The organism is Streptococcus caballi DSM 19004 (assembly GCF_000379985.1).
Lineage (GTDB): Bacteria > Bacillota > Bacilli > Lactobacillales > Streptococcaceae > Streptococcus > Streptococcus caballi.
On record NZ_KB904070.1, the window covers coordinates 15,511 to 42,453 of the forward strand.

General features: G+C 40.8%; 26 protein-coding genes and 1 pseudogene. 19 read left to right on the forward strand and 8 right to left on the reverse strand.

What is annotated here, in order from left to right; translation table 11 throughout:
- Positions 1–34 precede the first annotated feature (34 nt).
- Both A3GS_RS0103585 and pepF read right to left on the reverse strand, forming a co-directional pair.
- A complete protein-coding gene (locus tag A3GS_RS0103585) occupies positions 35–511 on the reverse strand; it encodes a glutathione peroxidase (RefSeq protein ID WP_018364053.1) in 477 nt (158 codons plus the stop codon).
- Entirely contained in the window at positions 504–2,303 is a 1,800-nt protein-coding gene (pepF, locus tag A3GS_RS0103590; RefSeq protein WP_018364054.1) for an oligoendopeptidase F, read from the reverse strand. The genes A3GS_RS0103585 and pepF overlap by 8 nt, the downstream gene beginning before the upstream one ends.
- 177 nt (positions 2,304–2,480) lie before the next feature.
- Here pepF and ppc point away from each other — a divergent pair, with 177 nt between their 5' ends.
- The 6 genes from ppc to tpiA all read left to right on the forward strand — a co-directional run bounded on the left by ppc (position 2,481) and on the right by tpiA (position 10,623).
- Positions 2,481–5,306 (forward strand): phosphoenolpyruvate carboxylase, encoded by a 2,826-nt coding sequence (gene ppc / locus A3GS_RS0103595; protein ID WP_018364055.1) that lies wholly within the window; start codon positions 2,481–2,483, stop codon positions 5,304–5,306.
- A gap of 98 nt (positions 5,307–5,404) precedes the next feature.
- Entirely contained in the window at positions 5,405–6,685 is a 1,281-nt protein-coding gene (gene ftsW, locus A3GS_RS0103600; protein WP_018364056.1) for a cell division peptidoglycan polymerase FtsW, read from the forward strand.
- 87 nt (positions 6,686–6,772) lie between these two features.
- Positions 6,773–7,291, forward strand: coding sequence for an RNA polymerase sigma factor (locus tag A3GS_RS0103605; protein WP_018364057.1), 519 nt, complete (start codon positions 6,773–6,775; stop codon positions 7,289–7,291).
- A complete protein-coding gene (locus tag A3GS_RS0103610; RefSeq protein ID WP_018364058.1) occupies positions 7,275–8,366 on the forward strand; it encodes an anti sigma factor C-terminal domain-containing protein in 1,092 nt (363 codons plus the stop codon). The genes A3GS_RS0103605 and A3GS_RS0103610 overlap by 17 nt, the downstream gene beginning before the upstream one ends.
- 127 nt (positions 8,367–8,493) lie before the next feature.
- Entirely contained in the window at positions 8,494–9,690 is a 1,197-nt protein-coding gene (tuf, locus tag A3GS_RS0103615; protein WP_018364059.1) for an elongation factor Tu, read from the forward strand.
- A 174-nt stretch (positions 9,691–9,864) separates the two neighbouring features.
- Complete coding sequence (gene tpiA, locus A3GS_RS0103620) at positions 9,865–10,623, forward strand: triose-phosphate isomerase (protein ID WP_018364060.1); 759 nt, start codon at positions 9,865–9,867, stop codon at positions 10,621–10,623.
- A 93-nt stretch (positions 10,624–10,716) separates the two neighbouring features.
- Here the strand turns inward: tpiA and A3GS_RS0103625 are convergent, their stop codons facing one another.
- Genes A3GS_RS0103625 through yidA form a run of 3 tightly spaced genes read right to left on the reverse strand, consistent with a single transcriptional unit; the run spans position 10,717 to position 13,975 of the window.
- On the reverse strand, positions 10,717–11,952 hold the full coding sequence (locus A3GS_RS0103625) for an aminoacyltransferase (RefSeq protein WP_018364061.1): 1,236 nt from the start codon (positions 11,950–11,952) through the stop codon (positions 10,717–10,719).
- Entirely contained in the window at positions 11,952–13,166 is a 1,215-nt protein-coding gene (locus A3GS_RS0103630; protein WP_018364062.1) for an aminoacyltransferase, read from the reverse strand. The genes A3GS_RS0103625 and A3GS_RS0103630 overlap by 1 nt, the downstream gene beginning before the upstream one ends.
- Positions 13,166–13,975 (reverse strand): sugar-phosphatase, encoded by an 810-nt coding sequence (yidA, locus tag A3GS_RS0103635; protein WP_018364063.1) that lies wholly within the window; start codon positions 13,973–13,975, stop codon positions 13,166–13,168. Before yidA ends, A3GS_RS0103630 begins: the two co-directional genes overlap by 1 nt.
- Before the next feature lie 261 nt (positions 13,976–14,236).
- Between yidA and A3GS_RS0103640 the strand changes: the two genes are divergently transcribed.
- The gene (locus A3GS_RS0103640) at positions 14,237–14,782 is read left to right on the forward strand and encodes a GNAT family N-acetyltransferase (RefSeq protein ID WP_018364064.1); all 546 of its coding nucleotides are present in this window, start codon (positions 14,237–14,239) and stop codon (positions 14,780–14,782) included.
- A 63-nt stretch (positions 14,783–14,845) separates the two neighbouring features.
- On the opposite strand, the gene A3GS_RS0103645 is transcribed toward A3GS_RS0103640, so the two are convergent.
- From A3GS_RS0103645 to A3GS_RS0103655, 3 genes are all read right to left on the reverse strand, one after another.
- Positions 14,846–16,147, reverse strand: a complete 1,302-nt coding sequence (locus tag A3GS_RS0103645; RefSeq protein WP_018364065.1) for an HD domain-containing protein — start codon at positions 16,145–16,147, stop codon at positions 14,846–14,848.
- A gap of 350 nt (positions 16,148–16,497) precedes the next feature.
- Positions 16,498–17,802 carry a sensor histidine kinase gene (locus A3GS_RS0103650; RefSeq protein WP_018364066.1) on the reverse strand — a complete coding sequence of 435 codons (1,305 nt, stop codon included), beginning with the start codon at positions 17,800–17,802 and terminating at the stop codon, positions 16,498–16,500.
- The gene (locus A3GS_RS0103655) at positions 17,803–18,492 is read right to left on the reverse strand and encodes a response regulator transcription factor (RefSeq protein ID WP_018364067.1); all 690 of its coding nucleotides are present in this window, start codon (positions 18,490–18,492) and stop codon (positions 17,803–17,805) included. It abuts the gene before it with no gap.
- A 146-nt stretch (positions 18,493–18,638) separates the two neighbouring features.
- Between A3GS_RS0103655 and A3GS_RS0103660 the strand changes: the two genes are divergently transcribed.
- From A3GS_RS0103660 to A3GS_RS13370, 12 genes and pseudogenes are all read left to right on the forward strand, one after another.
- Positions 18,639–19,550, forward strand: a complete 912-nt coding sequence (locus A3GS_RS0103660; protein ID WP_018364068.1) for an ABC transporter ATP-binding protein — start codon at positions 18,639–18,641, stop codon at positions 19,548–19,550.
- Positions 19,551–19,559: 9 nt separating this feature from the next.
- Positions 19,560–20,312 carry an ABC transporter permease gene (locus A3GS_RS0103665; RefSeq protein WP_018364069.1) on the forward strand — a complete coding sequence of 251 codons (753 nt, stop codon included), beginning with the start codon at positions 19,560–19,562 and terminating at the stop codon, positions 20,310–20,312.
- Position 20,313: 1 nt separating this feature from the next.
- Positions 20,314–21,051 (forward strand): ABC transporter permease, encoded by a 738-nt coding sequence (locus A3GS_RS0103670; RefSeq protein ID WP_018364070.1) that lies wholly within the window; start codon positions 20,314–20,316, stop codon positions 21,049–21,051.
- A 64-nt stretch (positions 21,052–21,115) separates the two neighbouring features.
- Positions 21,116–21,979 (forward strand): bifunctional methylenetetrahydrofolate dehydrogenase/methenyltetrahydrofolate cyclohydrolase, encoded by an 864-nt coding sequence (locus A3GS_RS0103675; protein WP_018364071.1) that lies wholly within the window; start codon positions 21,116–21,118, stop codon positions 21,977–21,979.
- A complete protein-coding gene (locus A3GS_RS0103680) occupies positions 21,969–22,805 on the forward strand; it encodes an NAD(P)H-hydrate dehydratase (protein ID WP_018364072.1) in 837 nt (278 codons plus the stop codon). Before A3GS_RS0103675 ends, A3GS_RS0103680 begins: the two co-directional genes overlap by 11 nt.
- 11 nt (positions 22,806–22,816) lie before the next feature.
- Positions 22,817–23,596 carry a DUF4037 domain-containing protein gene (locus tag A3GS_RS0103685; protein WP_018364073.1) on the forward strand — a complete coding sequence of 260 codons (780 nt, stop codon included), beginning with the start codon at positions 22,817–22,819 and terminating at the stop codon, positions 23,594–23,596.
- A 269-nt stretch (positions 23,597–23,865) separates the two neighbouring features.
- On the forward strand, positions 23,866–24,252 hold the full coding sequence (locus A3GS_RS0103690) for a DUF1310 family protein (RefSeq protein WP_018364074.1): 387 nt from the start codon (positions 23,866–23,868) through the stop codon (positions 24,250–24,252).
- Positions 24,252–24,620, forward strand: a pseudogene (locus A3GS_RS11450) (triacylglycerol lipase); the annotation flags it as partial. The gene A3GS_RS0103690 and the pseudogene A3GS_RS11450, both read left to right, overlap by 1 nt.
- A gap of 81 nt (positions 24,621–24,701) precedes the next feature.
- Entirely contained in the window at positions 24,702–25,118 is a 417-nt protein-coding gene (locus A3GS_RS0103700; protein WP_026216258.1) for a DUF1310 family protein, read from the forward strand.
- The gene (locus A3GS_RS0103705) at positions 25,111–25,530 is read left to right on the forward strand and encodes a hypothetical protein (protein ID WP_018364077.1); all 420 of its coding nucleotides are present in this window, start codon (positions 25,111–25,113) and stop codon (positions 25,528–25,530) included. Before A3GS_RS0103700 ends, A3GS_RS0103705 begins: the two co-directional genes overlap by 8 nt.
- A gap of 53 nt (positions 25,531–25,583) precedes the next feature.
- Complete coding sequence (locus tag A3GS_RS0103710; RefSeq protein WP_018364078.1) at positions 25,584–25,982, forward strand: DUF1310 family protein; 399 nt, start codon at positions 25,584–25,586, stop codon at positions 25,980–25,982.
- A 398-nt stretch (positions 25,983–26,380) separates the two neighbouring features.
- On the forward strand, positions 26,381–26,943 hold a 563-nt coding region (locus tag A3GS_RS13370; protein ID WP_476712957.1), incomplete at its 3' end, for an Mbeg1-like protein.

The window sequence follows — 26,943 nt, forward strand, 5'->3', positions numbered from 1 at the left end:
ATTTTTGGTTAAAAGAATCTCCTATTTGTTGTCCTCAGAGCAGAGCCTCAATGGCCTCAATCATTTGAGCTGGTGCTGATTTTGACGCAAAACGCTCAACGACCTTGCCCTCGCGGTTGATGAGAAATTTGGCAAAGTTCCATTCGATACGTTTGCCCAGCAGACCGCTTTTTTCTGACTTGAGCCAGTCATAGAGAGGGTCGGCTTCCTTGCCATTGACCTTGATTTTGGCAAAACGTGGGAAAGTTGTCTGGTAATTGAGGCTGCAAAAGGTATTGATTTCCTCTGCGCTACCAGGTGCTTGACCAGCAAACTGGTTACAAGGAAAGTCTAAGATGACAAATCCTTGGTCTTTGTAGGTATCGTAAAGTTTTTGAAGCCCCTCATACTGCGGTGTAAGCCCACAACCCGTTGCCGTATTAACAACGAGCACAACCTTGCCAGCGTATTGGCTAAGCGGGCTATCACTGCCATCTTGAGCCTTGACAGTAAAATCATAAAGATTAGGCATTTTCAAGCTCCTTTGTGTAAGCAATAATCTGGTCAACGGTGTCGCTTAGGAATTGGATAGTGTCGCGCAGCGGTTTGTCCGTAGAAATATCAGCACCGATGAGAAGGGCGGTGTCTAGTGGTGTGCGGCTGCCACCAGATTTAAGGAAATTGAGCCAGTCGCTAGCACCATTAGGATTATTTTTGAGGTTGAGATAGCCAGCCGTTGAGATGACCAGACCAGCAGAGTAGGTGTAGCTGTAGAGTCCCATGTAGTAGTGGGATTGACGCATCCAAGTCAAAGCAGCATCGTCGTTGATTTCCACAGCATCGCCCCAGAATTGGCTTAGAACTTCTTTCATGATATTGTTCAATTGCTCAGCACCGAAGGTTTTACCCTCCTCAATCAAGGAATAAACTCGGCGTTGAAAAGCAGCTTCTAACAGGTGAGTGATGAAGTTGTGGAAGTAGGTATCAGTCAGGCGGTGAGCAAGAGCGAAGCGCTTTTGACGAGGGTCATCAAATTGATTTTCCAAGTAATCGCTGAGCAGCAATTCATTGAAGGTTGAAGGTGCTTCCACATAGTAGGTAGACATGTGAGTGTTAAAGTAGGATTGGTTATTGTCCGAGAAGATGAATTGGCCTGAGTGACCAATTTCGTGAATAAGGGTATAAACATCAGACATGCGACCAGTCCAGCTCATGAGGACGTAGGGGTGAACCTTATAAGGATCAGCAGCGTAACCACCAGAGTCCTTGTTGGCGTTCGCAGCAAAGTCCACCCAGCGATCGCTTTGGTAGCGGGCAACCTCTTGGCTGTATTCTTGTCCCAGAGGCTCTACCGATTTCATGACCAAATCATAAGCGTCATCAATGGTGACATCAGGATTGAGCTCACCATCTAAATCTAGTTTCCAATCGGCAAAAGTCATCTTGTCAAGGCCATTGACCTTGGCAACGTGTTTGAGATAGCGTTGAGCAACAGGGGCAAACTCGGTCATGATGAGATCAATCTGACGGTCAAACATGGCGCGGTCCATCTCCTGCTCAGCTAGCAAGTAGTCAAAAACGGTGTCATAACCACGCATGTCTGCTAAAGTTTTTTCCATTTTGACTTGGGCGAGGTAGCTAGCAGCGGCAGTGTTTTGATGCTTGCGCAAGCCAGCGGAGAAGGAGCGAAAGGCTTTCTCGCGAATGTCTGCATTGCCATGATTTTGATAGAAGTTTTCGTAAGTCACAAAAGAGTTTTTATAACGTTTACCGTCTACCTCAAAATCATCCATGGTAAAGTCACCAGCACGCATTTTGGTGTAGATATCCTGCGGACTGTTAAAAATGCCTTGCAGATTAGTCAGTGCCTTCTCTACCTCTGGGTTCAAAAAATGTTTTTTCTGAATTTTTGCCTGGCGAATAGCAGAGCTGAAGTGAGGGTTGCTTTCCAGTTTATCCAGAATGGACAAATCTGCTGAAATGAGTGCTGTGTCAAAAAAGCTGAGCTCGACAGAGGCCTTGGTCCAGAAATCGTCACCAGCCTTGGCTATTTGTGCAAATTCTTCACTGCTAAAATCAGTGGTCTGAGGCATGAAAGCATAGCTGCTGATGTGACTCATCTCAATATAAATCTGTTCGATTTCCATCAGGGCTGAAGTAAAGTCATCCACTGTTTTTAATTGGCCTTGATAATTGCGTTTAAAGACATTGATATCTTCTAGTGTCTTTTCCAATGTTAAAAGAAAATCCTGCCTGTCTTTGTAGAGGGCTGTTAAATCCCACAATTCATTTTCAGGAAATTCTGAGCGTTTTTTTAGTTCCATGGTGATCTCCTTTAGTTAGTATTACTAGTATAACAAAAAGATGAAAAGGGTATCAAATGAAAGTCATGGCAAAAAGTCTGAAAATTCCTAAAAAATCTGACTATTTTTGACAATTTAGTTTACATTTTATATAAAAATGGTATGATAGAACAGTACACCAAGTGAAGGAGTGATCGTGTGGCAATTAAAAAACTGGAAAGTAATGACAACCAGAGTATCATTACTGAAGAAGTTGAAATTTTAAAAGAAATACTTGATGAAACAACACAGCACATGGTTGGGGAAGAAGCATTTGCTAAGGTTCAAAAGATCGTTGAACTATCTACAAAGGAAGACTACTCCAATCTCGAAAAACTCATTGCTCAGCTGAGCAATGATGAGATGGTTATTGTTTCACGCTATTTCTCAACTCTCCCACTTTTGATTAATATTTCAGAAGACGTGGATTTGGCTTATGAGATTAACTACAAAAACAATACCAACGCTGACTACTTAGGAAAAATGTCAACGACTATTGATCTTGTCTCTGAAAATGATAATGCAAAAGACATTCTTGAACATGTCAATGTTGTTCCGGTATTAACAGCCCATCCGACACAAGTTCAACGTAAGACAGTCTTGGAATTAACCAACAAAATCCATAATCTACTTCGTAAATATCGCGACGTACAAACTGGTGTGGTTAACAAGGAAAAATGGTATGCAGATCTTCGTCGTTATGTCGAAATCATCATGCAAACTGATATTATCCGTGAAAAGAAACTCAAGGTTAAAAATGAAATCACCAATGTCATGGAGTACTACAACACTTCCTTGATTAAGGCCATTACAAAATTAACGCTTGAATATAAAAAATTGGCTCAACAACGTGGTATTGAACTGGACAATCCTAAGCCAATCACAATGGGGATGTGGATTGGTGGTGACCGTGATGGAAATCCTTACGTTACAGCTGAAACGCTTCGCCTTTCGGCCACTGTCCAAAGTGAAGTTATTTTCAATTATTACATTGAAAAACTAACAGGGCTTTATCGTTCCTTCTCGCTATCAACTAGTCTGACGCATATTAGCCCAGAAGTTGAAGCATTAGCTGCTCGTTCTTTTGATAAATCAATTTATCGTGAAAATGAACCTTATCGTAAGGCATTCCATTATATCCAGTCAAAATTGATTCAAACCATGATTGATTTGAAGCGTGGAGATGAATCTCCAAAACGTCGCTTTGATCAATTAAATATGACAGCTGATATTTACACAAGTTCTACTAATGCTAGTGTAGTCGCCAAATATGTTCAAAATAAGGTGGCAGAGGTGGCCTCTGAGTTTGATGAAGAGGCGGCTGCATCTTATCAAACAGCTGCTGAGTTTAAAGCAGACCTTCTTTTAATCAAGAATTCTCTTCTGGAAAACGGAGATGATGCCTTGATTACTGGTGATTTTGCTGAGCTTTTGCAGGCTGTTGATGTCTTTGGCTTCTTCTTGGCAAGCATTGACATGCGTCAAGATTCCAGCGTGCATGAAGCCTGTGTGGCAGAATTGCTCAAATCAGCTAATATTGTTGATGATTACAGTGCCTTGTCTGAAGAGGAAAAATGTCAGGTGCTCTTGAAAGAATTGCTTGAAGATCCACGTACCTTGTCATCAACTCATGTTGAAAAATCTGAGCAACTTCAAAAAGAATTGGCCATTTTTAGAACAGCGCGTGAACTTAAAGATAAGCTTGGTGAGGAAGTGATCAAGCAACATATCATCTCTCACACGGAAAGTGTGTCTGACATGTTTGAGTTGGCTATCCTGCTCAAAGAGGTTGGCTTGGTTGACACAGAAAAAGCTCGTGTTCAGATTGTTCCACTTTTTGAAACCATTGAGGACTTGGACAATTCACGTGAGATCATGACACAATACCTTGAGTACGATATTGTTCAAAAATGGATTGCTTCAAAAAATAACTATCAAGAAATTATGTTAGGCTATTCAGACTCTAATAAAGACGGTGGTTACCTGTCATCTGGTTGGACTCTCTATAAAGCTCAAAATGAACTAACTAAAATTGGCGAAGAGCACGGCGTTAAAATCACTTTCTTCCATGGTCGTGGAGGAACAGTCGGTCGTGGTGGCGGCCCATCTTATGAAGCCATAACATCCCAACCCTTCGGCTCCATTAAGGACCGCATTCGTTTGACAGAGCAAGGCGAAATCATCGAAAATAAATATGGTAATAAGGATGCAGCTTATTATAATCTGGAAATGCTGATTTCTGCCTCTATTGATCGTATGGTGACCCGCATGATTACGGATCCAAATGAAATTGATGATTTCAGAGCAACCATGGATAGTATTGTGGCAGATTCTAATGTCATTTACCGAGATCTTGTCTTTGGCAATCCTCATTTCTATGATTATTTCTTCGAGGCCAGTCCAATTAAGGAAGTATCCAGCCTTAACATTGGATCTCGTCCGGCAGCCCGCAAGACTATCACTGAAATTTCAGGTCTCCGTGCTATTCCTTGGGTCTTCTCATGGTCGCAAAACCGGATCATGTTCCCAGGTTGGTATGGTGTCGGTTCTGCTTTCAAGCATTTTATCGATGCAGCCCCAGATAACCTTGCTAAATTGCAGCACATGTATCAAACATGGCCATTCTTTAATTCTTTACTGTCAAATGTTGATATGGTTCTGTCTAAATCTAATATGAATATTGCCTTCCAATATGCCCAATTAGCGCAAGATGAAGCAGTGAGAGATGTTTTCAACACTATCTTGGATGAATGGCAATTGACTAAAAATACCATTTTGGCTATTGAACAGCACGATAATTTGATTGAAGAAAGCCCATCCCTACGAGCAAGTCTAGATTATCGTTTGCCATACTTCAACGTTTTGAACTATGTTCAAATTGAATTGATTAAACGGTTAAGAAATGACCAGCTCGATGAAGACTACGAAAAATTGATTCATATTACCATCAATGGTATTGCTACAGGTTTGCGCAACTCAGGCTGATAAAGTGAAGAGGCGACTCGAAAGAGCCGCTTTTTCTTTTTTTTAGTTAGGAAAGATGGTATAATGCTAATGTTAATCTCGAATGTTTAGGGGTAATTATGAAAATTGATAAAAGGCATCTATTAAATTATTCTATCCTATTGCCTTATTTAATCTTATCGGTTCTTGGTTTGATAGTTGTTTATTCTACAACCAGCACGACTTTGATCCAGTATGGTTTGAATCCATTTCGTTCAGTTATCAATCAAGGCGCTTTTTGGATAGTCAGTCTGATTGCAATCTTGTTTATCTATAAGCTGAAATTGAATTTCTTGAAGAATTCCAGAGTTCTAACCATGGTCATGCTGATAGAAATCATTCTTTTGCTAATCGCACGCTTCTTTACCAAGGAGGTCAACGGTGCCCACGGTTGGATTGTGCTAGGACCGATTAGCTTTCAGCCAGCGGAATATTTAAAAGTTATTATCGTCTGGTTTTTGGCATTTACATTTGCCAGAAGACAGGAACTAATCCAAACTTATGATTATCAGGCCTTGACCAAGCGTAAATGGTACCCCAGAAAGTGGAGTGATTTGAAGGATTGGCGGGTTTATGCCTTAGTTATGATTCTTTTAGTAGCTGCTCAACCCGACTTAGGGAATGCGGCTATTATCGTTTTGACAGCTTTAATCATGTATTCTCTCAGTGGGATTGGTTATCGTTGGTTTTCGGCCATCTTGGCAACAACTGTCAGCCTCTCAGCACTCTTTTTAGGAATTATAGCAGCCGTTGGTGTCGAGACGATGGAAAAGGTGCCCGTATTTGGTTATGTTGCTAAGCGATTTAGCGCTTTCTTCAATCCTTTCAAGGATTTGGGCGATTCTGGTCACCAGTTAGCGAATTCATACTATGCTATGAGTAATGGTGGTTGGTTTGGACGTGGGCTTGGTAATTCTATTGAGAAGAAGGGCTATTTACCTGAGGCAACAACAGATTTTGTTTTTTCAATCGTTATTGAAGAGTTAGGTTTAATTGGTGCAGCCCTGATTTTAGCTCTGCTATTTTTCCTTATTCTTCGTATCATGAATGTTGGCATCAAAGCAAAGGATCCCTTCAATTCCATGATTGCCTTAGGTCTAGGCAGTATGATTCTTATGCAAGTTTTTGTCAATATTGGTGGTATCTCAGGCTTAATTCCATCAACGGGCGTAACCTTTCCTTTCCTATCGCAAGGAGGAAATAGTTTATTAGTCTTATCTGTTGCTATTGGCTTCGTCTTAAATATTGATGCTAATGAGAAGCGGCGAGCCATTTACCAAGAGGCTCAACAAACTTATCAAGATAAATTAAAAAAAGAAAATAAAGCAAGTAATGTCATTGACATCAGTAGCTTCTATTAAGAATCTCCTTTTGGGGAGGTTTTTTTGTAACCAAAATAGAGTACGTTCGTTTTATTGGTGAAGGAGGAGAAACGATTGTCAAATTAGTTGAAAGGAGAAAGGCTTATCAAACTAGATGATTATGAAAAAGAATTGGTTGACTTTGCAAGGGAAATTGCATTCTACCTTCAAAAATCAGGTGTGGCTGCCGAAATAGCTGTTGATATTAGTCAGGATGTTTTGTTGAAAATGTTGGAGAGCGACATTGTTTTACCTTATGAGAAAATGAGGGCTTGGATGTATCGTGTTGCCGTTCGAACCTACATTGATAGTTATCGCAGAGATAAAAAATATTTGGATATTTTGCAGAGAGAATTTTTCCATAAAGAAAACTTTGTCAAGTTTGATAGTCCCGACTATGAACCACTCTATCACGCTGTTATGCAGCTGAAAGAAGCCTATCGTTTGGTCATTGATTTATACTATTTTCAAGACTTGTCTGTCAAAGAAATCAGTCAAGTTCTCCACATCTCCATCAGCAAGGTCAAAATTGATCTCATGCGCGGAAGAAGGCAATTAGTTAAGATTTTAGAGAAGGAAGGTTATACTTATGAAGATTTCAAATGATTTTGAAAAAATTGCTAAGAAAAGCAAACGGAGAACCACCCTCCGAAATATTGTATTAAGCACTGTTTTAGCTCTGGGAATTCTGGTTGCAACTTACATGGGTTTGAATTTTCTAACTAGCCGAAATGGTGAAGGCATTCGAGATCGCTATGTACTTCAAAGCCAGATTGCTTATCCAAATATTTCTTATAGTACTTGGGGGTTTAATCCAACCTCGCAATTTACAGGGACATTTTATTCTGACCGCTTCAAAGATATTGATGGAATCATTGTTCCATTTGAACCTTTTGAAGCTAGCTACTCCCTTCGCATATTGGGTGGTAGTAATAATGGTGCAGGGACGATGTTAGGTGATGATAATCGCTCAAATTATACACGAGGAAGTGGTAACAAAGTTCCTATGTTCTACAATATAAAATATAATTATAATAGTAAAGATAGTTACGTAAAAGTGACACAGGATATTGAACTCACTTCAGAAATGTCTGGTCAAGCAGTGGAGATGGCTATTACTTTTGATAAAAGTTATACGTTAGAAGAAATCATGAAAATGGTTCCAGACAACCTCAAGACGAATTGGTATTGGATTGGTACGACAAGCAAGTATGATACTAGTACGATACAATTGAGTGATGTTTTTGGTATGGCTTATAATGAAAAAGCCACCATGACCTATCAGCAAGCAAAGAAATGGGAGACAGCAGCAGATGAGGCAGTAAAGAAAGACAAGAAAGCTGATTTGTCAAAAATTGATACAGATGCTCCAGATTCTGTAGATGCTTTAACTGGAGTACAAAACAGTTATACGTTTTTCCAAGAATCTGCCAAGGAAGCATTGGAAAAAGATTATATAGGTAGCACATATGGTGGTGCAGACGGAAACGAATTAGATTCGAAGAAAGATATCGGGGCCTACCTTAAAGCCAATCCTGATCCTAAAACTGCCACATTCGCCGGTGTTATTCTAACCGGTCGTGCTGAAAACTTCAAACAACTGGAAAATGCTAGTTGGATTTATGCATCCAACCTTGGTCAATCCGTTCAAATACAGCCTTATCACAAGCTAGATAAGTAAAGAAAAAAGCAAAAAAGCAGCAAAACACTTGCATTTCCATTATAATTTGTTAAAATAGTAAGGTAAAGTTAGACTGTATTGCCTACCGTCTATCTATAAAATATATTTTATTGGAGGCTTTTCCTAAATGGCAAAAGAAAAATACGATCGTAGTAAACCACACGTTAACATTGGTACAATCGGACACGTTGACCATGGTAAAACTACTTTGACAGCTGCAATCACTACAGTTCTTGCTCGTCGTCTTCCAAGCGCAGTTAACCAACCAAAAGACTACGCTTCAATTGATGCTGCTCCTGAAGAACGCGAACGCGGTATCACAATCAACACTGCACACGTTGAGTACGAAACTGCTAAACGTCACTATGCCCACATCGACGCTCCAGGACACGCGGACTACGTTAAAAACATGATCACTGGTGCTGCCCAAATGGACGGAGCTATCCTTGTAGTAGCTTCTACAGATGGACCAATGCCACAAACTCGTGAACACATCCTTCTTTCACGTCAAGTTGGTGTTAAACACCTTATCGTCTTCATGAACAAAATCGACCTTGTTGATGATGAAGAATTGCTTGAATTGGTTGAAATGGAAATCCGTGACCTTCTTTCAGAATACGATTTCCCAGGTGACGATCTTCCAGTTATCCAAGGTTCAGCTCTTAAAGCCCTTGAAGGTGACACTCACTATGAAGATATCATCATGGAATTGATGGATACTGTTGATGAATACATTCCAGAACCAGAACGTGATACTGACAAACCATTGCTTCTTCCAGTCGAAGACGTATTCTCAATCACTGGTCGTGGTACTGTAGCATCAGGACGTATCGACCGTGGTACTGTTCGTGTCAACGATGAAGTTGAAATCGTTGGTATCCGTGACGACATCCAAAAAGCTGTTGTTACTGGTGTTGAAATGTTCCGTAAACAATTGGATGAAGGTCTTGCAGGGGATAACGTTGGTGTTCTTCTTCGTGGTATCCAACGTGATGAAATTGAACGTGGTCAAGTTCTTGCTAAGCCAGGTTCAATCCACCCACACACTAAATTCAAAGGTGAAGTTTACATTCTTACTAAAGAAGAAGGTGGACGTCATACTCCATTCTTCAACAACTACCGTCCACAATTCTACTTCCGTACAACTGACGTAACAGGTTCTATCGAACTTCCTGCAGGTACAGAAATGGTTATGCCTGGTGATAACGTGACTATCGATGTTGAGTTGATTCACCCAATCGCCGTAGAACAAGGTACTACTTTCTCAATCCGTGAAGGTGGACGTACTGTTGGTTCAGGTATCGTTTCAGAAATCGAAGCTTAAGAAATTAAGTTTTCCCAGATAACAATTTTAAGTCAGACAACTTAAATTGTGAAAGAGTCTCGAATGAGGCTCTTTTCTTTTTATAAATCTTTGTGAAACTATTACTAATCCTTTAAATCGTTATAGAATTGTGGTAAAATAAAAGGGTAAATAAAAAAAGAAGAGGTATGTGAAATGTCACGTAAACCATTTATCGCTGGTAACTGGAAAATGAACAAAAACCCTCAAGAAGCACAAGCTTTTGTTGAGGCCATTGCAGGAAAATTGCCTTCTGCTGACTTAGTAGAAGCAGCTATCGCAGCGCCTGCAGTTGATTTGAATGCTTTGCTTTGGTTCGCTAAAGACTCAGAACTTAAGGTTGCTGCACAAAACTGTTACTTTGAAGACGCTGGAGCCTTCACTGGAGAAACTTCTCCAAAAGTGTTGTCTGAAATGGGCGTTAACTATGTTGTTATTGGTCACTCAGAACGTCGTGAATACTTCCACGAAACTGATGAAGATATTAATAAAAAAGCAAAAGCAATCTTTGCAAATGGTATGCTTCCTATCATTTGTTGTGGTGAAACGCTTGAAACTTACGAAGCTGGTAAAGCAGCAGAATTTGTAGGTGCTCAAGTATCAGCAGCACTTGCAGGATTGTCTGAAGAGCAAGTTTCATCACTTGTTATCGCATACGAACCAATCTGGGCTATCGGTACTGGTAAATCAGCTAGCCAAGACGATGCACAAAAAATGTGTAAAGTTGTTCGTGATGTAGTTGCGAAAGACTTTGGTCAAGCTGTAGCTGACAAAGTTCGTGTGCAATATGGCGGTTCAGTTAAACCTGAAAACGTTGCTTCATACATGGCTTGTCCTGATGTGGATGGTGCCCTCGTTGGTGGTGCATCACTTGACCCAGAAAGTTTCCTTGCATTGCTTGATTTTGTCAAATAAGTTTTAATTAAATAGGAGAGTCCTAGCTAGGCTAGGGCTTTTTTGTATTCTTGCTTTATAAAAAATCTCTCCTTGGATAAAGGAGAGATATGGTTAATGACGTCCAAGGAGTTTTTTAATTCCTTGAATAAATTTGTATTTAATAGGACTTGGATAGTAGCGAAAGGTCCCCATTTTGCGGACAATGTAACCATTGAAGTTCTGTTTGAAACGAAGAACCCCATCTGATCCGTCAAATTCCCCAGTAATACCAAGGAAGTTATAAAAGGTGATTCCTCGTTTGATAGCTTCTAGCATAACATGCTCTTGGAGAAGAGCTGGCGCGTAAAACTTGTTAAATTCAGTATAAGAACCAGAGAAGAGGTAAACGGCTTCTTGTGGTGTATAGATGAAGAGGCTACCTGCTAGTATAACATCGTCTTGACCGTATTTTGCAATTAAAGTCTTGGCTTCTTTTTGACGAGTTGTGAAGGTATCAAACTGGCTAGTCAATTCGCGAAGCTGATTCTGCTTTTTCTCAGAATGTGGGCTATTTTCCAAATCCTTTTCCAGCTTGGCCATACGTTTACCAAGCTTATTTTGATCTTTGATAAGATGGTCAAGATAGTCTTGAAAATTGAGGCTTGCCACCATAAACTCAGCAGTATCATCGAAACTATCATAGAAGTCTTGATAATAATCAAGGCTCTTATCACTGTAATCCCTGCGATCAGACGTAGAAGAAGTGATTTCTTTGAAAATGCTTAATTCGTCTTTGTTTAACTTACGCAGTTTAGTGCCAAATGTTTTGGCTTTTTTGACCAAGGGACGACCTTTTTTGCTGAAAGATTTAAGGAGATTATCGTCAGTTAAGCCCGTCAAATCCTTAACATAATGCCAATCAGGTTCACCACCAGGATAGCCTGTTTGAAGGCCGTCATATTGATATCCTAGCTCTGTCAGCATGCTAATCAAAGCTGTCTCTTCTTGACTGCTTGGCTGTCCATCGCTGTCAAAGGTTTGATAGGTATTATAAGGTTTGATGACCAGTTCCAGAGCACCTTGTCTTTTAGCATAGTTTTTCAAAGCTGCGTAAAAATCAGCTAGATGGGACATGTCAGTAATAACAGGTCCGCAGTTAATTTCAAAATAACGGCCGCCGATCATTGGCATGCTGTATAAAATAGCTGAAATTTCAATTGTTTCTTGTTCTTTCCAAGCAACATAGTCAATATCATAGCCTCTTTTTGTAAGAAGCTCAGCCATTTCCAAACTCTGCATGAAAGATTTTTGTTCAGCCAATTGGATGTGCATTTTGAAATCTGCTTTTGAAATTTTTTCTAATGGCATCAGTGTCTGCTCCTTAGTTTCTTACGTAAAGTATAGGCTAGGTTGGCAACTTTATAGAGTGAGCTGGCTGGTAAGTTAAATTCACCGATGAATTCTTCAATTTCAGGTTTGAATTTAGATTTGAAGTTATAAAGTCCACCTGAGAGATCATTTTCGATGCCTCCCATGTTTTGCCAGAGATTGCCACGTTCAAAGGCATGGTTGGCAGTTTCAAACCAAGTGAAGACAGGAGCCTGATAACGACGGTATTCCTCGTCCATACCAGCATAAACATTTTCGGAGGTTTTGCCAAATTCTAGAGATAAGGTTCCTGAAAGGGGAACAATTTCCTTGCCTTGAGCCAAGTGTTCTTGGAGAAAAGTCATTTCATCTGCTAAACGCTTAATCTCATTCTTAGTATTGTCAATCTTACCAGGTTTGGTATTTTCTCCAAAATTAGCCAGCGTCTGTTCAGCCTTGGCCTTCTGTGCTTCTAAGTCGTCATAACGTTTTTTTAGATTAAGTGTGGCTAGAGTGATATAAGAACTGTCTGGGTAGGTATCCAGTAGTTTTTTGTAGTAATCAAGACCACGTAGGTGAATACTTTTGCGATCCTCAGTCTTTTTCATCAGGTAGGCAAAATCTTCCAACAATTCATGGGCACCAAAGGTTACTTCAACGCCTTTATTGCGAGTTGTGCGAATCTCTTGACGGATTTTCTTGGATAGGTTACCTTCGGAAAAATTGTTTGCGTAGATATTAGCTTGAAAGCGTGGTTGAATATTTTCAGCCATGTCAGTTGTGCGTCCAACCCACTCACAACCAGCCGCTTGCAAATTAGCAATAACAGTCTGTGCCTGCGGATTGTCAATAGGATTTTGGTCAATTTGATGATGACTAAGTAAGATGAAAGGGTCACATTTGATGAAGAGTGCTCGCTTGCTTTTGCCGAATTTTTTCAAGCTAGCCATGACAAAGGAAACTAGTTCTTTATTCTCGTAATCCATGATAGGACCACGTGGAATATAAAGCATGGTAAATCCCAGAGGTAAGGGTTGAATGAGAATGCTACAAGCTGCGACTAGTTTTTCCCCGTCATAGAAGCCAAGGCGTTCATTGCCCCAGTTATCTTTAACCTTGGCCCAGCTTGAACTTTGCAGAAGATTAGTTTGCGAACTATTTTTGACAAATTCGTCGTGTTCTTGAGCTGAAATTCCAATTTTATAGGTATACATTATTTTAAGACCCACTCTCTAATGGCATGTGCAACACCGCTTTCTTCATTTGATTTGGTGATGTATTTGGCGATTTTTTTGAGTTCAGGAATACCATTTTCCATGACAACAGGATTACCAACAACTTCTAACATGGCACGGTCATTCTCTTCGTCACCAATAGCCATGGTCTGACTCATATCAAGCCCCATCTTTGCAGCCAAGTGAATGATGGCATTACCTTTACTGGCTTCTTTGTTCATAAATTCAAGGTAGAAAGGCCTTGATTTGACGATATTGTACTTGTCATAGAATTCTTGTGGAATCTTGGCAATAGCTGCGTCCAGAACTTCTGGCTCGTCAATCATCATCATTTTGACGATTTCTTTACCTGTCATTTCCTCGGGTGTACGGTAGAAGATAGGCATATTGACCAGAGTTGACTCGTGAACTGTGTATTTGCCAATGTTGCGGTTGGCTGTATAAATACCTTCCTTAGTGATGGCATGCATGTGAACACCTAGTTTACGGCTGAGAAATTCAATGTCGAGGTAATCATCGTATTTCATGGTTTCTTTGACAATATCTTCGCCAGTAGAGGTATCCTGCACCAGCCCCCCGTTAAAAGTGATTACATAGTCGCCGTGGTCTTTGAGATTAAGTTCCTCAAGTAAATCTTGGACACCAGCGATAGGACGACCTGTTGCGATGATAACTTTGACGCCTTGTTTTTTAGCTTCCTGAATCGCATCGTAAACTTCGGGAGTAATCTTGCGATCCTTGGTAATCAATGTGCCGTCGATATCGACAGCCACTAGTTTTATTGACATAGTCTTCTCCCTATTAAAAATTCTCTCCCTACTATCTTACTAAAAAATGCCCTATTTGTCATGGCTGATATGGAAAATTTGTCCTTATACTAGACTTGGTTATCCTTTATTTTAAGGGGAATTGGTAAAAAAGTTAAACAACCTTTCCTACAGAGAAAAACTGCTTGGATTAGATTTTTTGAGTTTATTGGACGGCAAAGCAGCTGTTTTGCTAAATAGTCAAGAACTATGTTATACTGAGGAAAATAAAGGAGGTCAGCGATGGATTGGCAAGATAAGGTCTTAATTGGATTTGCAAAACATAGACAGGTCAAAACAGAACGTTTGCTGTTGAGACCGATGTCAATCAAAGACTTATCAGACTATCATGAGTACACTTCCGATGATGAAGTGCTGAGATATGATTATTTTCCGCATAAGGATATGGCTGAAAGTGAGTTGTCACTTGTCAAATGGAATTTGTCACAGCCTCTTGGTCGCTATGGGATTGAGTTGCTGGCTGAGAAAAAATTGATTGGCAACGCCAGCCTAAGACCAAGTCAAGAAGGGATTTTAGAGGTTGGCTACACGCTTAACAAAACTTATTGGCGACAAGGTATGGGGACCGAAGTACTCCAGTCTCTTTGTCACTTGGCTTTTGAAGAATTGGCTGCGCAGGCTGTTCGAGCAACCGTTGTGTCCGATAATCAAGCCTCAATTGCTCTGCTTGAAAAGTGCGGTTTTCAAAAGACTGATGAAAATCAGCAAACAACTAACAGTCGGGGCGAGATCTGTGTGACTTACACCTATGAATTAGCAGCAGTATAAGCATAGGGTATTGTTGAGGACATGCTTTTTCTACCCATAAAAACCTGAGGTGATTCTCAGGTTTTACTTGTTATACTCAAAATGTTCATTAGAAATGTAACTGAGGAAGATTTCTTTGTCTGCTGTGAAGAGGTCGTCAACCTGCAACATTTCTTTTGGAAAATAGAGCCTACGATCACCATAATTAGAGCCTGTCAAGGCTGTCACGATGGGGGATAAAGTGGATAACTCTGCTAGGCTACCGTCTTTTTGAATGATTTCAATTTGTGTGCGAGGGTTGTGGACATCAGGTCGGTAGACATCATAAGGCAAGTCAAAATTGATATGGATACCTGTGTAGTAATCAGGGTCAAAACCGACAGCAGCAACTCGGTCAATCAGATGGTGCAATTCCTTTTCAGATGCTTGGTCAAAAGTGACCGACTTGAAAACCTTGCGATTAATGAAGCGACTAGCCAAATCCGCCAAAATATCATCTTCAGAAGTCATCCAAGACTGGAAGTAGGTGTTCATGACACCGTCATCAAGCGCTAGATAATCGGCTAAAGCAAAGTCATTCTTAAAAAAGGGAAGAAGGTGTGGCGAGTATTTCTCGAAAAACTCTGGTTGGGTCTTAAAGAGCAGCTTGGCTCGCTTGAGCAGGTTTTGCAGCAATACCTCCATAGCACGGCTGGCAGGATGAAAATAAACCTGCATGTACATTTGAAAACGACTGACAATATAGTCTTCGACGGCGTGCATGCCATTACGTGAGAAGGCGATGCCATTTTCCACAGGACGAATAACCCGTAAAATTCGCGTCAGATCAAATTGCCCATAATGAGCAGCTGTGTAATACGAATCGCGCAGCAGATAGTCCATGCGGTCGCAATCAATCTGACTAGAAATCAGTTGCACGACCTGTTTATTGGGATAAGTATGATTGATAACGCTGGCCACTTTTTCTGGAAAGTCAGGTGCTACCTTAACTAGGATGGCATTGATCTCCGTTTCGGGACTAGTAATGATGTCGCGCGTGTAAGCCTCATGATCTGTCTCAAAGAGGCGCTCAAAGGTGTGCGAATAGGCTCCATGTCCAATATCGTGCAGCAAAGCAGCAACCATGGTGAGAAGGGATTCGTCAGGATTCCAAATGTCACTATACTTGGCGTCAAAAATTTCAGTTACCCGTCTGGCAATCTCATAGACACCTAGGCAATGAGAAAAACGGCTGTGCTCTGCCCCATGAAAGGTAAAGACCGTTGTCGGTACCTGCTTAATACGACGCAGCCGCTGAAATTCCTTACTATTGATGAGATCATAGATCACCTGATTATTAACGTGAATATAATTGTGAACAGGGTCACGAAATACTTTTTCATTCATACTGCTATTATAGCAAAATCTGCTAGATTTAGCTTTGTCTAGAGCATTCTCCCATAAATCTGCGGGAGAAAGGAAAGAACTTGATGCCTCTGACAGAAAATATTACCATCTCAAAACTATGAAAGGAGATGTTGCACAAGAGAGATGGCGTTAAACTGTTTAGTTTGATGTCAATGCACCAATGAAATAGGAGTCAAGTCGTATAATTTGCTGTCATTTCCACTCACTGACTTCAGCGAAAAGCGAAGTCAATAACACTATTTTGGATTACTTAAACAAGAAGTGTCTTTGTAACAGTTTAGGTTTGATAACTTTCAAGTAAAGTAATCTCGTCGATCTTTTTTCGGCAATCACTTTAAGATAGGCAGTTGAATACTAACAAGTAAGCCTGGATGGTTACTACCAAACTGAATCTCTCCGCGGTGTAGGGCAATGATTTGCTTAGTGATGACTGTCCCCATTCCATGAGTGTCATAATTGCGGGATTTTTGATTGAGCTCTTGGATTTTTTCATCACTAATAGAACCATTGTCTGTGATTATCAGTTGTGCGTGGTCTTCAACCTGCTGTAAGTTGAGTTTCAGTTGTGGCGAGGTGTTGTGCATTAGGCTGTTGAGAAGAATATTGTTGATGGCGCGTGTTAGCAGCGTTTTATTACCCAGAACAGGAGTTGCTTCTTCTGGCAGTTTAAAGCTCAAATCAATCCCTTCATAGTTATTGTAGAGATCAGCTATGATTTGTCTGAGGAGACCATTAAGGTCAAAAATGGTCATTTCCTGTTCAATATCTTGATTTTCCAGCAGATAGCTCATATTAAGGTTGGAGATGATGCCCTCCATTTTATGAATATTAGCTTCGATTTGCTGAGTTTGATGACTGCGACCTTGCAGACTTTCAAGTTGGTTAGTGTACCCAAGGATAAGGGTCAGAGGGTTGCGCAGATCGTGACTGATACCGCGTATCCAATGGCTACGCATTTCCTTGGTTTCAATCAAGAGCTGCAAGGTCTGATTAAGAGCAGACTTGATTTCAGACAGGTTGCCTTTTTCATCAAGAAGGACAGGTCGGTTATCAGACAAGTCAGCAAGGGCTTGAGTGATCGGTTTGAATTCCTTACGCAGCCTCATTTGCGACCGCAGGTAAATAGCCAATAAGGCTATGATTAGTCCCACAAAAATACCTGCAACCAGCTTTGCGATGCTAAAGAAATTTTGGACGTTGTAGTAGTTGGCAGGATATTTTTCAAAAGACCCCTTGGGATAGCCTAAGATGAGAACTTTTTCACCAACGACAAAGGTAAAAACAGGGTAATCATCTAGATACCAGCGTGACGAACGAGCCACATCTGCCATGCTGTAGTGGCGCTTAAGCTTGTCTGGTAAGCGGTAGGATTGTTCAATGTTCCCTTGCTCTGACAATAGCATAAGCCAGATTTTTTGCTTGTCTAGAACTTTCTTATTCTGAGTGGTTAGCTGTAACTGGCTATGACTGACCATTGTTTTGACGATAGCTGTCGGCTCTTCATGACTGTTTTGCATGCTATCAATGATGTGATAGCTGCCAAATAAAAAGATAAAAATGGCAGTCAGCCCTAGAAGAACCACCGTAGTAAAATAGGTCAGTAGTACCTTAGAAAAATACTTAAAGGTTGTCATCTAATCCACCCGCAGCTGGTAGCCCAGCCCCTTAATGGTAATGAGGTGGACAGGTTTAGACGGATTAGCCTCAATCTTCTGCCGCACCTTACGGATATGTGCCATTAGCGTATTCTCATAGCCCTGATAATTGTCACCCCAGACCTTACTCAAGAGCTGGTCGAAGGTGACGATTTTATTTTTGTGATTGTATAGCACCTTGAGCAGGCTGTATTCCTTAGCGGTTAGCGGAATTTCTTGACCCTCTTTGAGAATGGCTGCGCGCTCAAAATCGATCTGACAACTATCTAGTTGCACCACGTCATCTTGCGGCGGATAGCTGCGCTTGAGAATGGATAGTAGTCGTAACTCCAACTCTTTAGGACGAAAAGGTTTGACGATGTAGTCATCCGCTCCCAGCTCGAAACCTTGGTATTGCTTTTCAATGTCAGACACCGCAGACAGAAAGAGCACAGGCATGTTGGAATTTTTACGAATTTCCCGCAAAACTTCGAAACCTGAACCATCTGGCAGCATGATGTCCAAAATGGCTAAGTCAAAGGCTTCCCTTTCCAGAAGTTTCAAAGCTTCTTTTTTGCTGGCAGCCCGTGTCAAATGACTGAAACCAGCAATAGATAGACTTTCTGTGATTATGTCTAAAATCTCAGGATTGTCATCTAAGAAGAGTAGTTTTCTCTCTTTTTCTTTCATATCAGTTCACCTCAATCTTAGTATAGCATAATCAAAAAGCCCGCTCTGCCATTTTCCTAAAAATTAAGGAAGAATTAAGGTAGAGAGTAAGAAGAGGTAAGGAGCAGACGCTATACTAGAGGTGTCAAGAAAAAGGAGGCACACACATGACAACAATGATTCGTTTAAAAGAAGTCAAGAAAGTTTTTGGAAAGCAGATTGCTGTTGATTTAAGCGATTTGCATATTGAACAAGGAGAGATTTACGGACTTATCGGACCAAATGGTGTTGGTAAGTCAACTATCATGAAAATGATTTGTGGTCTTCTGGAGCCAAGCTCTGGTCAGGTTACAGTGGCAGGAGTTCCCATGACGGAGGCTAATCGCGTGGGTATTCTAAATCAGATTGGTTCTCTGATTGAGGAGCCCGCTTACTACGATAATCTAACAGGCTTTGAGAATATGCAGATTCTGAAAGAATTGAAGGGGCTGACGAATCATGATGTGGCAGAAGCGCTAGCTATTGTTCGTTTGACGGATCATCAGGATAAGCGAGTCAAGCATTATTCCCTAGGAATGAAGCAGCGTTTGGGTATTGCCATGGCCATCATGGGACGTCCTAAATTGATTATCTTGGATGAACCAACTAACGGCCTTGACCCGCAGGCGCGTGAAGAGATTCGTAAGCTTATTCGCAGCCTGCCTGAGAAGTTTCACACTACGGTCATGATTTCTTCTCACGCGCTAGATGAAATCGAAAAGATGGTGACTCAGATTGGTATCATAGGAAAAGGTAAACTGCTCTACCAAGGAACCATTGAACAGTTCAAGAGCAAACATAGCAGTAATATCTGTCTGAGAACGTCAGCCAATGATAAGGTGGCTGCGCTTTTGGGGCTTGATGCCAGTCAAATCCAACTAACGGAGCAGGGCATTTTATTGCCGCATTATGCTGATGCCCAACTGGCACAAGTCGTGAAACGCTTGGTGCTTGCTGATGTAGCTGTCTATCGTGTGTTTGAAGTTAGCAAGTCGCTAGAAGAGCTCTTTATCGACTTCACAGCTAGTGATGTCTTGTAGGAGGTAGATATGTTGAAACTTTTTAAGATTGAAACTAAAAAGTATCGGGGGTTACCCATCTTTAGACTTTTGTTTATTTCTCTTGTCATATCTATCTTATTTTCTTGCATACAGATTTTTGATCATAAAACCGCGGCAGATTTGGCGAGTCTGGCCAAACTCTATGGGGTTTGGGATGCAGTTGCTATGGTCAAAATTATTGTTCAGCCGGTGATATTGGCTAGTCTGGTTAGTATAGCTGTTCAGCTGGAAAATCGTCATAAGATGTGGAAAATTTTGACTAGCAGCGGTGTGGATTATAAGTCTATCTACGCGGTTAAATTTATCTATACTTATGGTGCTTATCTCATTATGCAGGTATTGGAGTGGTTGCTTACGCTTGCTTTAATCAAATGGCGAGGTTACACTGTCAGTCTACCAATAGGGCGTCTGGTTCTGTATGGCTTGTCCATTTTAGGAATCTCTGCGGTCATCATGCTCATTCACTATATCTTGTCTCTCAAATGGGCTAATCAGCTCATCAGCTTGTCAGTAGCTGTTTTAGCTAGTTTGATGAGTGTGATTATGATTTTCATTTCAAAAGCTACTATGTATGTCATTCCTTATACTTGGTATGCTTTTCTCATAGCCAGTCAGCCTGAGAAAGTTGGAGACAAGTTTATTTACCGTATCGCTGCATTTGATTATTATCCTTTGATAGCCTCGATTATTCTAGGACTTGTCCTTTATCAAGTCGGCAAGCGCGTTAAGATTGGAGATTAAGATGACTTTATTAAAAATTGAATGCTTAAAATTACGTCGGGCAAGATTATGGCTGCCGCTCTTAATCTTACCCCTCATGTCAGTTTTTTATGGCAGCGTGAATTATGCTGGTAATCAAGGCATACTACATAAAGAGTGGCTGAGCCTTTGGACACAAGTTTATCTCTTTTACGGTGCTTTCTTCTTTCCATGTATGATTGGTATTGTCTGCGCCTATATTTGGTATGGTGAACACAAACATAATAACATCAAACTTTTGCTGACGTCGGCTTATTCACTTAGGCAGATTATCTGGGCAAAAATGCTGCTAGCCCTTGCCTTGGTTATGCTGTCACAAGTTTACTTTTTGGGTCTGTATTCTTTGAGTGGTTTCTTTTTCCACTTTCAGATGGCCTATCCGCTGGAGCTGCTAGGTTGGAATTTGGTCGCCACGCTCTTCTCTATAGCTTTGGTGGCCATCCAGTCTTATCTCTCGCTGGTGATTAAAAGCTTTGCACCGCCTGTTGCTTTGTCAATGCTGGTAGGACTTGGAGGCTTTATTCTCACAGTGCAAAATCTCATTCCAGAGCTTGGCTATGTTTTTGCTTCATTAAAACTGGCTTCTCTTATGAATCAGACAGATACCGCTCATATTGTCTTGCCTATGTCTATGTGGCTGCGCTTTGTCATCTATTCAGCTCTGATTGTGCTTGTATCTGTCTTTTTGCAAAGAAGGCATCTGAAAAGGCAAATGAAATAAAGGAAGTGACATCGCTTCCTTTTTTGGTATAATGGTTTTAATAATATTCAGGAGATGGTCGTTTATGGCAAAGTTAATAGATGGAAAAGCGTTAGCAGAGAAGATACAAGGACAGTTGGCTCATAAAGTTGCAGAGTTGAAGGCTGAACACGGTATTGTACCTGGTTTGGTGGTGATTTTGGTTGGGGACAATTCAGCCAGTCAAGTCTATGTCCGCAATAAGGAACGCTCTGCCCTTGCCGCAGGTTTTAAGAGTGAAACAGTACGCCTGTCAGACAGTACCAGCGAAGAAGAACTGCTGAATATCATCGAGCATTACAACCAAGACTCAGCCTTTCATGGGATTTTGGTGCAGTTGCCCTTGCCAGCTCATATCAATGATAAGAGAATTCTGCTTGCCATTGACCCTAAAAAAGATGTGGATGGTTTCCATCCGATGAACACAGGCCATCTCTGGAACGGACGTCCGCAGATGGTCCCTTGTACGCCCGCAGGTATTATGGAAATGTTGCATGAATATGAGGTTGATCTAGAGGGCAAACACGCGGTCATTATTGGTCGTTCAAATATTGTTGGTAAACCCATGGCTCAGCTTCTTTTGGATAAAAATGCTACAGTAACTCTGACCCATTCACGAACGCGCAGTCTACCCGAGGTAGCCAAGCAGGGAGATGTTCTCATTGTAGCTATCGGTCAAGGCCACTTTGTGACCAAGGAATTTGTCAAAGAAGGTGCTGTAGTGATTGATGTAGGCATGAACCGTGACGAGGATGGCAAGCTCATTGGCGACGTCAAGTTTGACGAGGTCGAGCCTATCGCTAGCCTCATTACCCCGGTACCTGGCGGTGTCGGTCCGATGACCATCACCATGCTTATGGAGCAAACTTACCAAGCCGCTCTTAGAAGTGTGACCAAATATGATTATTGATGAAGTTCTAGCTGCCAAAGTTATCCAGCCACGCCCTGCTAACAGTCACAAGGGAACCTTTGGTCGTACCCTCCTTATTGGCGGTAACTACCCCTATGGTGGCGCGATTATCATGGCTGCTCTTGCTTGTGTAAATAGCGGAGCAGGTCTGGTGACGGTTGCCACACACAAGGAGAATATTACTGCTCTTCACAGTCATCTGCCTGAAGCCATGGCCTTTGACATGGCAGATGAAGCGCGATTGGCCAAACAACTGTCAGCAGCAGATGTGATTTTGATAGGTCCTGGCCTGGCCGAAGATGACCTCGCCAAGGAGACTTTTGATCTGGTCCTGGGCGAAATAAGCCCCAGCCAGACCTTGATTATTGATGGCTCTGCTCTCAACTTGCTAGCTAAGAAGCAATCTGTCAACTGGAAAACAGCAAAACTCATCCTCACCCCTCATCAGAAAGAATGGGAACGTCTGTCTGGTCTGTCCATTTCAGATCAAACAGAAGAAACCACGCGACAAGCGCTAGCTCATTTTCCAAAAGAAACGGTGCTGGTAGCCAAGTCCCACCAGACCAAGGTCTATCAAGGAACTCGTATCGGTGAGTTGCAGGTGGGCGGTCCATATCAGGCCACAGGCGGTATGGGAGACACCTTGGCTGGCATGATAGCAGGCTTTGTCGCCCAGTTTAAAAATGATTTATTTGAAACGACGGCTGCGGCAATCTACCTACACTCAGCCATCGCTGAGGACTTATCCAAGGATCACTATGTCGTCTTGCCAACAACCATCAGTGCTGATATTTCCAAATGGATGAAACGATTGAGTGAGAAATAAAGGAGAAAAGGATGTTTAATCAGTTAGTTGAAGAATTGTTTTTGTATGACGAAGTGGAAGCTATCGTCCTAGGTGGATCTCGGGCAGGTGAGATGTTTGATGAGCAGTCGGACTACGATGTCTATGTTTATCTAACAGAGCCTTTGGCTGTTGAAAAGCGCCGAAATGTGCTAGATAAGTATTGTTCCTATATGGAGTATGGCAATCAATTTTGGGAGTTGGAAGATGATGGTGTACTTAATAACGGCATTGAGATTGAATTCATCTACCGTAATCTGGATGATTTTCGTAGAGAAGTGGAGGCAGTGGTCTTGGAGCATCAGGCTCATAATAGTTACACGACAGCCATGTGGCATAATCTGCTCAAGAGCAAGATTATCTTTGACCGCACTGGTCGCTATGCTAAACTACAAAAGGACCTAGCTCTGCCATTTCCAAAAGAGCTTAAAAACAATATCATCAATCGCCAAATGCAACTGCTGGCAACCCACCTGCCAGCCTATCCTCGTCAAATCAAGAAGGCCTTGGAACGTGGCGATTTGGTGACGGTTAATCATCGCGTGGCTGAATTTCTGGCTTCCTACTTTGATCTGATTTTTGCATTTAATGAGCAGACACACCCAGGCGAAAAGCGCATGTTGACCTATGCCAAGAAGACCTGCCCACATTTACCTGAAGATTTTGAAAGCAATCTAACGGCACTTTTTGCCCATCTCTTTGATGAACAGAGTACAGCTATTGTAGAAGCAATGGTAGTGGGAATACGTGAGTTGGTTGAAGGAAAGCAATAGGTAAAAAAACTTCTGATATCAGGCTCATCTTTATTGATTTAAGAACAGTTTTTTAGGATATCTTTCAGTTTTCTTTAAGGCAATCTTCGTATACTATAACCATCCTAAAACTTTTCTTTTTCATAAATCTCCTAGACCAGCCTTCAAGTTATCTTGAGAGCTGGTCTTTTTGCCATCCAATCCATATATAACCTTTTTAGTAATTTATGTTACACTATAAGTTAATTAGAGTTTCTAACTTATTTATAAAATAATATAAAGGAGGCGTTATGAAAAAACTAATGATAATCCTTGCGGCGATTTTAGTAGTCATAGGTATAGCAATTGGAGGTTATAAATTGATGCAAAAGGTAGAGCATGATAAGATGGTTGACATTGTGTATAGCAAAGAAGTAAAGAAAATTATCGAGGATGATTTAAAATATTTCGATGAGAATGCATTATCAGATAAAGCTTTTATTAAATCATATAAAATTGACGCTACTACTATTGAACATAACCCGATGGGAGGGATAATGTTTGACGTATACGTAAATAATGATCATAAATTACAAATTGGTTTTATACTGGAAAAAAATAATGGTGTCATTCAAAGCTCAAGTCTAGATTATTCAGAGGAATTATCAAACTATGTAAAGGAGCATAAGAATAAGTGATGGTTAACTATTCAGAACATGAAAGACAGAAAATTGCTGAGACAGAATACAAGACCTACAAGCCTAATAAAAAGGTAGTAGTGAAGTCTGATGCAGGAAAATATATAGAAGTTGGTACTGTCCGCCAAGTTGTTACGGATAAGACCGGCTTAAAAGCTTACATTGTGGAGAGTCCAGATAAAAAGACTGTTTCTGTACTCTATCGAGGTTCGGAGGGGCCAGGAAAGAAGGGGTCAAAAGCTGACTGGCTTGCTAACGATCTCCCCATGGCCAAAAATATTGTGACAGGGCGTAAGGAAGCGACGCCACAGTTGAAGTCAGCTGCTAAGACACTTAATCAGGTCTTAAAAGATTATCCAAATACTGAGGAAGAGTCAATTTTATGTTATATTATAAGTTAATTATAGAATCTAATTTATTTATAATATAACGTAATAGGGGGTATGAAAATGAAGAAAAGACGACTATTCGTTTTACTGTCAATAGTTTTGATTTGCCTCATCAGTGGAGGAATATTTTATATGGTACACCAACATCAAGTCAAAAAAGAACAAGAACACCAGAAGATGGTCAAGATTGCGACAAGTAAGGAAGCGAAGAGGATTTATGAAGAGCATATGAAAGCAAATGATCCCCGAGCATTGACTCCAAGAGGTGTCATCAAATCCTATCATGTTGATACAAAAAGCCTTTACTACAATCCTATGGGAGGAATGGAGGTTACAGTCTATGTAAATGGCAACAAAGACTTGGACTTTCAATTCTCCATCATTGAAGATGATGATGGAAAACTTAAGTCAGGCACCTACACATTATCAGGAAAACTTTATAGAATGATAAAAGAAGAAAGTAAAAGCGATGAGTAAAAAATATATTGACGAAGATAATCTTCAAATTGCAATGACGGAATATAAAGATTTACATGAAGATAAAATTGTTAAAACCCAGTATGATGACACAGTAGGTATTGTCTCCAAAGTCTACGACAATGAATACGGCAGTGGGGAACAGATATTCGCGGTTGTCCCTGAACAGGAATATGGCAAAGATCCCAAAGAAGTCTCAGAGGTTACTGTTCTCTTTCGTGGGTCAACTGGGTTTGGCAATTATAAGATAGACTGGACTCGTATCTTGACCTCTGGGACCACTCCAATTGGGCTGCCAGACCAAACAAGGTCCTCCCTCTCTCAATCTGAACAAATAACTAATACCGATGTTCTTAATGATTGGCTAAAGGCTGATGCGAATACGGTTCTTCTACGCGACATTATGCTATAATGTTAGTAACTTATTTCTAATTTAATAACAAAACCAACTATAAGGGAGAACAAATGAAAAAGAACATCTGGAAGACGCTATTGCCAATCACTTTAGTTTGTCTCATTAGTGGAGGAATATTTTATATGGTACATCAACACCAAGTCAAAAAAGAACAAGAATATCAGAAGATGGTCAAGATTGCGACAAGTAAGGAAGCAAAGAAAGTTTATGAAGAGCATATGAAAGCTCACGATCCAAAAGCATTAACTCCAGATGGTGTCATTAAATCCTATCAGATTGATACCAAGAGTCTTTATTACAATCCAATGGGGGGAATAGAGGTTACAATCTACGTAAATGGTGATAAAGATTTAGATTTTCAATTTGGACTTATCAGAGAAGATGATGAAATACTAACCACATCCGGCTATACTATCTCAGCTAAGCTATCGAAACAATTAAAGGAGTAAATAATTTGTCCACTAAAAAGTATTTAAATGAACAAAATCTTCAAATAGCTATGGCGGAGTATAGAAAGGTCTCTCTCGGTCGTGAACTATTTGATCAATATGATAGAAGTATCGGATACACGTCTCAGATTTACGATAACGAACATGGCAATGGTGAGCAAGTTTATGCGGTTGTCCCTGAACAGGAATATGGCAAAGATCCCAAAGAAGTTTCAGAGGTTACTGTTCTCTTTCGTGGGTCAACTGGGTTTGGCAATTATAAGATAGANTGGACTCGTATCTTAACCTCTGGTACCACTCCAATTGGGCTGCCAGACCAAACACAGTCTTCCCTCTCCCAATCTGAACAAATAACTAATACCGATGTTCTTAATGATTGGCTAAAGGCTGATGCGGGGATGGCTTATAACATCCTTAACCCTTCTAAAACAGATGTCACCGCTCAATTAGAGGATGCCTCAGCTGATTTTAATGCTATTTTGAAGCAGTATCCTAATGCTAAAGTAAAAGTTTATGGTCACTCGTTGGGGGCAATGAATACCCAGTATGCTCTGGCAAATATGCCTGAAAAAGATACTCACCGCATTATGGGAGGCTGGGCCTATAACGGACCAAACATCTATACGGAGTTGTCTGAAAAGCAGAAAAAGCTGATGGCTACTAGCCTAAAAGGAAAACTACAGATTTATTACGACCCTAAGGATATCGTTGGTTTAGCCTATACGGATGTCCAAGGGAAACCGTTGCCTGCTATTGGTACTGTTTATCAAGTAAAAAGTAACAAAGTTGGNTTGGTTAANCAACACATGACCTATGGCTATCAGCTGGATAAAAATGGACAAATCAAAATTGTCAATACCAATCCAGCGACAGCGAGTCTGAATCTCGTTGTGTCAGGCATGTCCGCATACTATAGCCTCAAAACAGAGCGTGAAAAGCATGGTCTGACGAGCAACGAAGA